At 75.8% G+C, this 12,137-nt stretch carries 9 protein-coding genes; all 9 read left to right on the top strand.

Translation table 11 applies throughout. From position 1 onward, the window contains the following. Positions 1-332 precede the first annotated feature (332 nt). Complete coding sequence (locus EV374_RS10515) at positions 333-1,325, top strand: ParB/RepB/Spo0J family partition protein (protein WP_165947743.1); 993 nt, start codon at positions 333-335, stop codon at positions 1,323-1,325. Then, positions 1,315-2,235 (top strand): thiopeptide-type bacteriocin biosynthesis protein, encoded by a 921-nt coding sequence (locus tag EV374_RS10510; protein WP_132234063.1) that lies wholly within the window; start codon positions 1,315-1,317, stop codon positions 2,233-2,235. Before EV374_RS10515 ends, EV374_RS10510 begins: the two co-directional genes overlap by 11 nt. Continuing rightward, positions 2,232-3,320, top strand: coding sequence for a thiopeptide maturation pyridine synthase (locus tag EV374_RS10505; RefSeq protein WP_165947742.1), 1,089 nt, complete (start codon positions 2,232-2,234; stop codon positions 3,318-3,320). Before EV374_RS10510 ends, EV374_RS10505 begins: the two co-directional genes overlap by 4 nt. After that, complete coding sequence (locus tag EV374_RS10500; protein WP_132234059.1) at positions 3,317-4,654, top strand: SagB family peptide dehydrogenase; 1,338 nt, start codon at positions 3,317-3,319, stop codon at positions 4,652-4,654. The genes EV374_RS10505 and EV374_RS10500 overlap by 4 nt, the downstream gene beginning before the upstream one ends. An 8-nt stretch (positions 4,655-4,662) precedes the next feature. Beyond that, positions 4,663-6,591, top strand: coding sequence for a hypothetical protein (locus tag EV374_RS10495; protein ID WP_132234057.1), 1,929 nt, complete (start codon positions 4,663-4,665; stop codon positions 6,589-6,591). After that, complete coding sequence (locus EV374_RS10490) at positions 6,584-8,521, top strand: TOMM precursor leader peptide-binding protein (RefSeq protein ID WP_132234055.1); 1,938 nt, start codon at positions 6,584-6,586, stop codon at positions 8,519-8,521. The genes EV374_RS10495 and EV374_RS10490 overlap by 8 nt, the downstream gene beginning before the upstream one ends. 173 nt (positions 8,522-8,694) lie before the next feature. After that, positions 8,695-8,907 (top strand): thiomuracin/GE37468 family thiazolyl RiPP peptide, encoded by a 213-nt coding sequence (locus tag EV374_RS10485; RefSeq protein WP_192581497.1) that lies wholly within the window; start codon positions 8,695-8,697, stop codon positions 8,905-8,907. 213 nt (positions 8,908-9,120) lie between these two features. Continuing rightward, on the top strand, positions 9,121-9,315 hold the full coding sequence (locus EV374_RS10480; protein WP_132234051.1) for a thiomuracin/GE37468 family thiazolyl RiPP peptide: 195 nt from the start codon (positions 9,121-9,123) through the stop codon (positions 9,313-9,315). A 70-nt stretch (positions 9,316-9,385) separates the two neighbouring features. Then, positions 9,386-12,079: a lantibiotic dehydratase family protein gene (locus EV374_RS10475; RefSeq protein ID WP_132234049.1), complete on the top strand. Its 2,694-nt coding sequence runs from the start codon at positions 9,386-9,388 to the stop codon at positions 12,077-12,079. Positions 12,080-12,137: the final 58 nt, after the last annotated feature.

Genomic DNA, 12,137 nt, shown 5'->3' with positions numbered 1-12,137 from the left:
GTGCGGGCGCGTGCGCCGATCGGCTGGACGGCGGGCCCGCGTGGGGCGCGGGCGCCGCGGAGACCGGCGGGACGACCGGGCCGCCGGGCCCGACCGGGCCGGGCGCGCGGATACAAGGCGGGTACATGCCGGTTCCGGGCAGCCGCGGCGGGGACGTCGCCGGTCACCGGGACGAGGACGGCGGCCGGGCGGGGCCGCGCCCGCCGATTCCGCGACGCCGCTCCGGACCCGTCCGACCGGCGGCTGTACCTCGCGTGTACGGGGCCTGTACGCCGCCCGCCGTATCGTTCCGCCGTCCAGCCGCCGAGGACGAGGAAATCGGAGCGACATCGATGTCGGGACAGCCAGAACGCGGGCACGACGGGGGAGCGGGCCGCTCGGCGGACCTGTTCGCCGTCAGGTCGGAAGAGGTCGAGCAGGCGGAGGTCGAGTCGCTGCGCGACGGACTGTCTCCCCGCCTCACCGGGATCAGCCCGGCCCACGTCCAGCGGCTCGCCGGTCTCACCGACGACCTTCCGCCGATCGTGGTGCACCGGTCGTCGCGACGGGTGATCGACGGTGCGCACCGGCTCGCTGCCGCCCGCACCCGGGGCGAACGGATCGTGCCCGTCGTGTACTTCGACGGCTCGGACGCGGACGCCTTCGTGGCGGCGGTACGGCTCAACGCCGCACACGGCATGCCGCTGCCGGCACAGGACCGCGCCGCGGCGGCGCGGCGCATCCTCGCCACCCATCCACACTGGTCCGACCGGTGGATCGCCTCGGTGTGCCGGGTGGCCCCACGGACCGTCGCCGCCCTGCGGCGGGGTTCAACCGACGACGATGGTCGGCTGAACGCCCGGCTGGGGCGCGACGGCCGCTCCCACCCGGTCTCCGCGGCGGCCGGCCGGCGGCTGGCCGCGGAGATCATGCGGCGGCATCCCGACGTCAGCCTGCGCGAGGTGGCGCGGCGCACCGGCATCTCCGTGGGTACGGCGTTCGACGTGCGCCGCAAACTCGCCGCGGGCGACACCGCCGACGCGCATCCGGCGCCGACCGCCGCAGTGGGTGCCGCGCGCCCGGGAGCCGAGCCGGCCTCCGCCGCCCGGGAGCGGCTGGCGGTGCTCGCGCGGGACCCGTCGCTGCGCTACACGGACCAGGGCCGGGCGCTGCTCCGGCTGGCGTCCGCGACACTCGCCTTCGCTCCCCGGGCGGAACCCATCGCGGAGGCGGTGCCGGGCCACTGCCGCGGCTCCCTGCACGCCGTCGCGGTGGCCTGCGCCGGAAGCTGGCGGGCGTTCGCCGAGCACCTCGCCGACCCGGAGCGTACGGCGCATGCGGGGTGACCGGGCGGAGCCGGCGCCGCGGCGCTGGACGAGCCTGCACGTGTTCCACGACGGCGACCTCGACGTCGTCGTCACCGACCTGGTCGCGGCGCTGCGGACCCGGCTCGACGCGGAAGGGGCCTCGGCCGGGACGTTCTTTCTGCGGTACTGGGAGGGCGGGCCGCACCTGCGGATCCGGGTCCTGCCCAGGGCCGGACGGGAGGACGACGTGCGCGCCATCGTCGAGCACGAGGCCGCGACGTTCCTCGTCCGCCGTCCGGCCCCGGCGCTGCTCACCCAGGAGGAGTACGCCCGGTACGCGCCAGGTCTGGCGGCGGCGGAGGGCATGGCCGACTACGAGCGGACCCGCCGGCCGAACAACTCCTTCGCGCACGTGCCGTACCGGCCCGAGACGCACCGGTACGGCACGGGTGCCTCGCTGCACGCCGCCGAGGACCACTTCGTCACGTGCAGCGACACCGTCCTGCGGCTGCTGACCGCCGGCGCGACCGCGAACCAGCGCACCACGGCGGCGGTCGCCGTGCTGGCGCTGAGCAGGTGGCTCTGCCCCACGGCCGCTCCGCTGGCGGCGGACGGCGTCGCCGCGACGGACGCCACCGGCACCCCGTCGAGCGCCGTGGCCGAGCGCTACCACCGGCAGCGGCACGTGCTGGGCGAACTGGTCGGCCGGATGGGGCTGCTCGCCCAGGCGCCGCCCGACGGGCCTACCGGCACCCTCGGCACGTGGGCCGGGGCGATCGCCACCCTGGCCGCGCGGATCGAGGACCCGACCCTCCGGTGGCGCGTCGTCGACACCTGCGCCCACCTGACCTGCAACCGCCTCGGCGTGGCCGTGCCCGGGGAGCGGGAGCTGCGGCATCTCGTCGACCGCGCGTTCGTCGACCGCACGACCCAGGGGAGACCGGCGTGACCGCGACGTCGTGGCAGAGCATCCACGTGCACCACCACGGCACGGCGACCGACCGGCTGCTCGTCGAGGCCGCCCGGCCCCTGTCCCGCGCGCTCGCCGTGCACGGCCACCGCAGCTGGTTCACCCGGCACTGGCGCCGGGGGCCGCACGTCCGGCTGCACGTCGACGCCGACGACCGCGCCCTGCGCGAGGTCGTCGTCCCGCTCACCGCATCGGTGCTCGACCCGTACCTGCCGGGGCTGCCGACGGTCGAGGTCGACGTCGAGGCGGTGCTTCCCCTGCACCGCCGGCTGGCCCGGCTCGAACTGGAGGACGGGCCACTGACGCCCTGGCGTCCCGACAACTCGTGGCACGTCGACCGCTACGACGACCGGGTGGCCGTGCACGGCACCGCCGAGGCGTCGGCGCTGACGGCGGACTTCCTGACCGACACGAACGACCACGCGTTCGCGGTCCTCGCCGACGTGGTGGCCGGCGGGAACCTGCACGCGGCGGTCTTCGACACCATGGTCACGCTGATCGGGCCCGGGATCGACGGCCCCGGAGCGGGACACCTCAGCTACCGCTCCCACGCCGAGGCGCACCTGGCCCAGGCCGCCGACGGCGGGCGACGGCGCCGGGCGTGGGACGCGCACTACCGGGCGAACGCGGCGGCGCTGGAGGCCCGCCTCGCCGCCGTCCTGGCCGGGGCCGACGCGTCGGCTCCGTACGGCCCGGCGTCGTTCGTCGCGGTGCTGGAGCGCTACCAGGCGCGGGGCCGCGGGCTGCACGAGCGGGGCCTGCTGCCGCTCGGCGCGGGCGCGGACGACAGCACGGCAACCGACGAGGTGAGGACCCGGTTCCGCGAGCTCAGCCAGTTCCACCGCGCCCTCGCCGAGAACGACCACTGGCTCACCGTGGTGCGGCCGTCCGTGGAGTTCGCGCTCTTCCGGCTCTCGCTGAACCTGATGTACCTGCAGTTCACCAGGATGGGACTGACTCCGGAGAACCGCTACTTCCTCTGCCACCTGGTCGCCGGCGCGGCGGAGGCCCGGGCCGGCCGCACCGCCGTGGACGTGGTCCGGGCGCTGGGCAGCCCGGCGTGAGCCAGGACCGGTGGGAGACGCTGCGGCTGCGCGCCGGGGTGTCCATGGTGCGTACCGCCGCGGGCACCCACCTGGTCGGGCTGCCCGACCACGAGCCGGTGACCGCGCAGGAAATCGGGGTGGTGCGCGCGCTGGCGGCGGTGGAGCAGCGTGCCGACGCGCTCGCCCCGTCCGCCGCCCCGCTGATCGCCCGGCTGCGCCGAGAGGGCTGGCTGCGGGTGACGACCCACGGTCCCGGCGGCCCCGTGCACACCCTGGACCCGCGGCACCGCCCTGACCGGCCGGAGCCGGACGACGTGCCCCCGGGGCTGCGGCTGTCCCGGTTCACCTCGATCACCGCCGCGTCCGACGGCGGGCTGCGGGTCACCTCGCCCCGCGCGTGGGCCGAGGTGCTCGTGCGGGAGCCGGCGACGGCCGCCGTGCTGGCCGACCCCGCGACGGAGCGGCCCGCACCCGGCGTGGACGCCGCCGCGTGGCAGCGGCTGCGGCGTGACCTGTGCTGGGCCGGCCTCGTGGTGGCCGGCGACGAGGACCACGACTTCCACGTCCGGCAGTGGTCGCCGGTGGACCTGGAGTTCCACCGGCGCAGCCGGGGCATCGGCGTCGGGCAGCGCTACGGGGCCACCTACTGGGGCCGGGCGTACGCGCCGCCACCGCCCGCCCGGCCCCCCGCGCGCCGGCCCGTCGTCGCGCTGCCCCGCCCCGACCTGGACCGGCTGCGGCGCGACGACCCGACCCTGACGGCCGTCCTGGAGGCGCGCCGCTCCGCGCGGGAACACCACGACGGGCAGCCGATCACCATCGAGCAGCTCGCCGAGTTCCTGTTCCGCTGCGCGCGGACCGTGGGGGCCGGCGGCCTGGACGGGGTGGACCTTCGCGCCCGCCCGTACCCGAGCGGTGGTGGCCTGCACGAGCTGGAGGTGTACCTGGTCGCCGACCGGGTGGCGGGGTTGGCGGCGGGCACCTACCACTACGACGGGCACGACCACGCGCTCGGTCTGGTCCGGCCGCCCGACGGCGCCTCCCGCCGGCTGCTGCACGCCGCCCGGGACAGCGCCGGGGCCGAGCGCACCCCGCAGGCACTGCTCGTCGTCACCGCCCGGTTCGGCCGGCTCATGTGGAAGTACGAGGGCATGGCGTACGCGCTCGTGCTCAAGAACCTCGGCGTGCTCGTCCAGACGATGTACCTCGCGGCGACCGCCATGGGGCTCGGCGGCTGCGCCCTCGGCGCCGGTGCGCCGCACGCCTTCACCCACCTCACCGGCGTCGACCCGCTCGTCGAGGACGTCGTCGGCGAGTTCACCCTGGGCACCGTCGCCCAGCCATCGCGATAGGAGCCCGTGTGCGGAAACTACGGCTGCGCGACCACGTCTACGTGGCACCGACCCCCTCCGGGGCGCACATCCTGACGCTGGACGGACCGGTCTCGCTGACCGGCCCGTCCGTCGCCCGCTGGATCGAGGCGCTGGCGCCCCGGCTGGACGGGCGGTTCTCCGTCGAGGAGATCACCTCGGGGCTGCCCGAGGCGCACGCCGCGATGGCGACGTCGCTGATTACCCGCCTGTGCGAGGCCGGCCTGGTCCGGGAGGTGTCGGACGGCGACAGCCCGGCGATCGCGGACCCGCCGAGCGCCGACGCCGCCGAGCTGTCCTACCTGGCTGCCCACGGCGTACCCGCCGGGGCCGCGCTGGCCCGGTTCCGTCGGCTCGCCGTCGTGGTGGTCGCCGACGACGACTGGGCGACGGCGGTCGCGGACGCGCTGCGCCGCTGCGGCGCCGTGAACGTGCGCACGCACACCGCTGTCGACGACCCGCCCGCCGACGACCTCCCGGTCGACCTGCTGCTGCACGTGACCGGCGCCGCCGACGTGGAGAGCCACCGGCGGGTCGAGCGGCTGGCCCGGCGGCGGGGCGCGGTCGCCGCGTACGCCCTGCTCGACGGGGCGGACGTGTGGCTGACGCCGGTGCTGCTGCCCGACTCCGGCGGGGACGCCGCCCCGGCGCCGTCCTCGCTGCTGGCCCGGCTGCCCGAGGCCCCGGAGACCGCGACCCCGATCGCCGAGGTGCACCGGACGGTGGCGGTCGCCCAACTCGTCCGCGCCGCGTTCGGCTGGGTGACCGACACCGGCGACCCGCGGCGGGCCGGGAAGGTCGCCCGGCTCGGCCCCGACCTGGTCACCCGCCGGCTGCACTGCCTGCCGCACCCGTTCTGCGCCCCCGTCGCCGCGCCCGACCCCGACGGTCTCCTCGCCCGGGTCGCCGCGCTGCGCGGATCGCCGGCCGTCGCCGACGGCGACTTCTCCACGTCCGCCGTGCGCGCGGCCGACGACACCCTCGGCCCCTTCCGGTACCTGCCCGACGACGCCGTCGCGCAGAGCCCGCTCACGGTCGCGCGGGCGCAGGCCCGCGACCCGCTGGCCCGGGGGCTGGGATGCGACGCCGCCGGCGCGGCGGTCCGCGCCGTGGCCTTCGACTATCCGACCGCCCGCGTCGAGGCGGCCCGGCGCGCCCTGACCCGGTACGCCGGCCTGATGGTCGACCCGCGCCGGCTGGTCGACGGGGCCGGCCGCCCGCTCGCGCCCGGCGACGCCGAGGCGGACGACCTGCACCGGCTGCTCCGCGCGGGGCTGCCGGACGGCCACGTGTACGGGCTCGACCTCGCCAGCGGGACCGTGCTGCCGGTGCCGGTCGCCACGGTCTTCACGCGGGTGGCGGGCGCCGGGGCGGCGCCGGTCGGGCTCGGTGAGGGCTTCGGGCCCTCGTGGGACGCGGCGGTCGCCCGCGGCCTGGCCAGCCACTGGTCGTACGACCCGGAGCTGACCGATGACGCGGCGGGGCGGCCCGTCGGCGTCGAGGCCACGGACCTCGACGACGTCGGCCGACGGTGTCTCACGCTCCTGACGGAGTTCGGTGAGGTGCCGCAGGTGCACGACCACGGCGGTCGGTACGGCGTCACCGCACTCTCCTTCCGTCGCGACGGCGTCACGGTGGCCCGCGCCAGCGGCGTCGGGGTGGACGCCTGGCGGCAGGGGCTGCTGGAGGTGGCGTTCGTGGTGCAGGAACTGGTCCACGGTGGCCGCTACCGGCCACCGGCCGCCGACGCTACCCGTGCGGGGACGCCGGTGCCGGTGGACGTCGGGTTCGACGTCGCCGCCGCCGTGGCCGGCCTCGCCGCGACCGGACGACGCGCGGTCGTCGTGCCGCTCGACCACGACCCGGCGGTCGCCGCGATCGCCGCCAACCCGATGAAGGTGGTGATCGTCAATGGCTGACCGGACGACGGTGTCGGTGCTCGGCACCGGGCTGATCGCGGAGGCGGTCGCCGCCGGTGCCGGGGTGACGCCCCGGGTGGCCGGACCGGACGGGAGGCTGCCGGCCGGGCCGGTCGTCGTCACGGCGGACGGCTGGGTGCCCCTGGTCACCGACGAGTTGCGGCGGCGGGCCGGAGGACCGGTCCTGCCGGTCCGGGCCGAGCTGAACCGGCTCGTCATCGGGCCGTGGGAGGTCGCGGGGGAACGGGGCTGCGCCCGCTGCGCCGAGCGGCGTCGAGGGCTGGCCAACCCCACGCAGCGCGGCGAGATCGAGGTCCGGCACCGGCACGCCGCGCGGCTGGCCGAGCCGTCCCCGCTGCTCACCCGGGAGGCGGCCACCGTGGCGGCGGCGCTGGTCGCCGACGACCTGCGCGCCCACGCCGAGGGGCGGGTGCCGCGCAGCCGCGCCGCGATCGTGGAGGTCGACCTGCGCGAGCTGACGGTCACGGTGCACCGGATGCTGCCGTACCCCCGGTGCGAGGTGTGCGGGCCGGAGTGGGTCGACGAGCCGGACCACGCGCTCGCCGACCGGCGCGTGATCCCGACCCACCGGCCGGGCAGCCCTCGGGGTCGCGACCTCGTCGCCGAGCTGGACGCCCTGGTGGACACCTACGTCGACCCGCGTACCGGCGTCGTGCGCAAGCTCGCCGACCACACCATCGGCGGGCAGATCCTCACCGTGGCGGAGCTGGCGGGCAGCGTCGGCGACCGCAACGGCTACGGGCGGGCGCCGCAACGCCGGGCGAGCCGGGCCACCGCACTGCTGGAGGCCCTGGAACGCTTCTCGGCCGTGCCGGGGGACCGCCGGTCGGTCACGGTGGGTTCGTACCACGACCTCGCCGACCGGGCCCTGGACCCGCGTACCCTCGGGCTGCACCCGGCCGAGGCGTACGCCGAACCCGACGTCGTGTTCGAGCCCTTCGACCCGGATCGCGCCTACCGCTGGACCTGGGGCTGGTCGTTCCTGCGGCAGGGTCCCCTGCTCATCCCCGAGACGCTCGCCTACTACGGCAACTACCCGCACGGGCCGGACGGCCACGGCTTCGTCTACGAGATCTCCAACGGCTGCGCCCTGGGCAGCAGCCTGGAGGAGGCAGTCCTCTACGGGACGCTGGAGGTCGCCGAGCGCGACGCCTTCCTGCTGGCCTGGTACGCGCGGCTGCCCCTGCCCGAGATCGACCTCGGCACGCTGGACGTCGAGGCGGCGTTGCAGGTGGCGTCGCTGCGGGCGGAGACCGGCTACCGGATCCGGCTGTTCGACATGACGGCCGAGCAGGGCATCCCGGCGGTCTGGGCGCTGGCCACCGCCCCGGCCGGGTCCACCGGCGCGGCCCTGGTCTGCACGGCGGGTGCCCACGTGAGCGGCGAACGGGCGACCCGGGCCGCGCTGGCGGAGCTCGGCGGCACCCTGATCGGGGCCGTGCAGCAGTCCGCCGACCCGGACGTCCTGGCGCGGGCGGCCCGCATGGTCGACGATCCCGCGGCGGTGCGGGAGATGGAGGACCACCAGGTGCTCTACTACGACCCGGGGGCCGCGTCGCGGCTGTCGTTCCTCACCGGACGTACGCCCACCCGGGGCATCGGCGCGGTCGGCGTCGACACCGGCGACTTCGACCACGACGACATCGGGGCGTTGACGCGCGCCGTCGTCGACCGTTACGTCCGGCTCGGGATGGACGTGGTCGTCTTCGACCAGACGCCGGAGGAGTTGCGGCACACGGGCCTGCACGCGGCGAAGGTCCTCGTCCCGGGCACGCTGTCGATGACCTTCGGTCACCGCTACCGCCGTACGGATCTGCCGCGCCTGCGGGAGGCCCGCCGCCGGTGGGGGCTCACGGACAAGCTCCTCGCCGACGACGACATCAATCCGCATCCGCACCCCTTTCCCTGACGGCCGGAATCACCCTGGAAGGGCTCCCATTCGATATCGGGGGCCCTTTCTTCGGCGTGTCCGGCGGTTTCCTTCCGGCGTTCAACGCGCGCATGGACGACCGTGAGGTCGGCTGCCAGGATGTGCGCACCGGAATCGGCTACGGATTCCCGGAAGTGGGAAAGGGGAATGAAATGGCGATGAACGAGCACTCGCCGGAGTTCGCGATCAGCGACCTGCCGGTGGACGTCTTCGAGCTGTCGACCGCCGGCCTGGAGGTCGAGTCGCTGACGGCCGGTCACGGCATGGTGGAGCACGGCGGATCGAACGCGTGCAACTCCATGGTGCTGGCGTGCAGCTGCGGGCAGTGCGCGTGCAGCTCGGGCTCGTGTCACGAGGTCTGGTGACCGCATCGGGTCGTCCGCTTCGCCGACGGTGCACCGACAGTGCGCCGGTGACGCGCTGAGGCGGGTCCGGTCGGGCGGGAGTTCGCTCGACCGGACCCGTTCCGCCGGTGCCCGCCGGGTGTGCAACGCCAGTCCTGGACGCCCCGGAGGCTTCGTATCACCCTCGCCGGGCCGGGGCCCGTCATGGCCGGAAAACAATCAGGAGGAGGCAAGATGAAAAAAGAGATGAGCGGTCCGGATTACGCGATCAGCGACCTGCCGGTCGACGTCTTTGAATTGTCGACCGAAGGACTGGAGGTGGAATCCCTGACCGCCGGGCACGGTATGCCCGAGCACGGCGCCTCCGGGCACTACTCCCCGGTGATCCAGGCATGCAGCTGCGGTTCCGCGTGCTACTTCCAGTACTGATGACAGCACACATCACGGCGGTCTCTCACCGGCCCGGAGCCGTTCCCGGCACCGTTCGGCGGGAGTCGCGGTGAGCCGGCGCGCGGCACCGGCGCGGACATCCGCGGTCCTGCGCCGCGCCGCGCTGCCGGTCGCCGTCCTCGACGCGTTGCGGTTTCCCCGTACGGCGCGGGGGGTCGACGAGGCCGTACGACTGGGGGCCGACGTCGCCCGGCGGGGCCGGGACCTCGCCGACGCGCTGCACGCGGTGGTCGGTCAGCTTCCGGCCGGGTCCGCCCTGCGACCGCGGATCGTCGGCCTGCGCCGCGCCCTGCACGCCGGCCGGCGCCCGGCCGGCCGGGAGTGGACGCCCGAGGTCGTCGGCCACCTGCCGGCGGCACTCGCGGCGGCGGTCTCACGCTGGTCGGGCGACCTCGCGGCCCTCGGGGCCGCCGAGGAGGCCGTCGACGCGCTCCTCGCCGCCGAGCACGAGCAGCGGCGGGCCGCCCTGGTGAAGGCCGCCACCGACCCGGCCTTCCGGGTCGCGCTCGGGGGCACGAGCCCGACCCTCGCCGCCGAACTGGAGAAGTGGACCGGTCAGCCGCACCGGATCCCCCGGGCCAGGACCACGCTGAGCATCGCCCGTTACCTGGCCCGCGCGTCGGCGAAGACCAGCCCGCTCAGTGCCTTCCTGACCAGCGGGCCGGTCGAGTGGGTCCCGTACGGGCCCGCCCTGGCCGTCCGGCCGGGAGCCGGTCGCGGCGCGTTCGAGTTGTCCTACGCCTACCTGCGCGAGGAGATCGCCAATCTCGTCGTCGGGCACCCCGCCGTGCGGGACGAGGCGCCACTGACGCTCAACCCGACCGCCCACGTCTCCGACGAGCGCGTCCTCTACCTCCCCTCCGCAGGCTCGGAGGCGCTCTGCGCGGTGCCCGCCCGCCCGTCGGTGCGGAGACTGTTCGCGTTGCTCGGCCCGGAACCGCACGGGCTGCCCCGCCGGGAGCTGCGGAACCGCCTCGCCGACGGCGACGCCCGCCTGCACGACCAGGTCGACACCTTCCTCGACCACCTGTTCCGCAACGGCCTCGTCGTGCGGGCCCTGCCGGTCCCGTGCATCGAGGACGTGCCCGCCGCGCCGGCCGCCTGGCTCGCCGAGCGCACCGTCGGCAGCGCCGTGGCCGAGCATGCCGGCGCCGGGGCCGCCTTGGCCGCCGACCTGACCGCCCTCGCCGACGCCCTGGCGGTACGGCCGTCCACCGACGACCCGGTGGCCTACGGTGACCACCGCGCGGGGCTGGTCGCTCGGATCCACGGGCTCACGGCGCACGTTGGCGCGGACGACCGGCGACAGGCGGTGTTCACCAGTGTCGCCGGCATCCACGTGCGCGACACGGTGGTCTCGGCGGAGCCGCTGGGGACCTGTTCCGTCGCCGCCTGGCAACCCGTCCTCGACGACCTCGACGCGCTGCGGCGGTGGCTCGCCCCCTGGTCGCCCCTGCTCCCGGTCAGGCTGGCGCTCACCGAGATCTTCGGTGACCGCGTCGCCGCCCGGGGAGCCGTGCCGGTGCTCGAGGTCTACCGCGACTTCCAGGCGACCCTCGGCGCCGACGGTGAGGCCGGCGAGGAGCTGCGTCGCTGGCTCGCCCCGACGATGCCCTCCTGGCGGGGGCAGAGCCCGTTCGCGTCGGTGCGACGCCTGGGCGGCGTGCTGCGCTCCGCCGCCGGTGCCCTCGCCCCCTTCCCGCTGGCGTCGGGCGAGCCGGGCGTGGCCCGATCGCAGGTCAACGTCGAGCCGCAGGCGCTGCGGGAGGCAGCCGCTGCCTACCCCGCCTGGATCCCGCCGCTGCGATCGATCGGCGTGCTGCTCCAGTTCACCGGCGAGGACGCCGGCGGGCCCAGGGCGGTGGTCAACTCGGTCCGGACCGGATTCGGTTCGCTGCGGGCCCGCATCGATCACCTCGCCGGTGTGCCCGGAACGGGGCTGATCGCCGACGACGGCAGCGGCCCGATCTACGCCGGCCTGCGCAACCGGTTCGGGATGTCGATCAACGATCACCGTCCCCGGCTGCCGTACGAGATCGTCGACGTTCCGTACCTGCCGCCCGGGCCGGGCGCGCCCCGACGGTTGGCGGTCGGTGACCTGGTCGTGCGGCACGACGAGGAGAGCGGGCTGCTGGCGCTCTGGTCGGTGGCGCACCGGCGCTTCGTGCGTGTCGTGCACACCGGCATGGGGGCGACGGCCTACCTGCCGATGTTCGCCCAACTGTTGATGACGCTCTCCGGCGAGTTTCCGTCGCACCTGCCCGTGCCGCCGGTCGTCGGGGTGCGGACGGTGGGCACCGGGGACGGGCGGCGCGACTGGCCCCGGCTCGTCGCGGGCCGGCTCACCCTCCGCCGGTCCCGGACCCATCTGACCGCCGACCGGGTACCCGTGCCGCGGCCCCACGAGAGCGACGGCCGCTTCCTGCTACGGCTGGCGCAGTGGCGGCGGGCGGAGCAGCTGCCCCGGCGGGTCTTCTTCCGGGTCTCCCGCGACGACTCCGGCGACGAGCCCCTCCCGGCGGTCGGACCGGCCGGGGCCTACTGGGCGGGGAACAAGTGGCACAAGCCGATCTATCTCGACTTCGACAGCTGGTTCCTGGTCCAGGGTCTCGTCGCCGCGGTCCGTCGGCCCGGTACCACCGGGATCTCCTTCGACGAGGCGCTGCCCGACCCGATGGCGCCGGGCACCGGCCCGGACCATCACGTCAGCGAGCTGGTCCTCGACGTCACCGGCGCGGACTGACGACGGCTCGTCCCCGCGCGGACGACGGTGGGGAGGGACGGATCACCGTCCCTCCCCA

Source organism: Micromonospora sp. CNZ303 (assembly GCF_004345505.1).
Note: the sequence above shows the minus strand (reverse complement) of the source record. Positions and strands in the feature narration are given on the sequence as shown.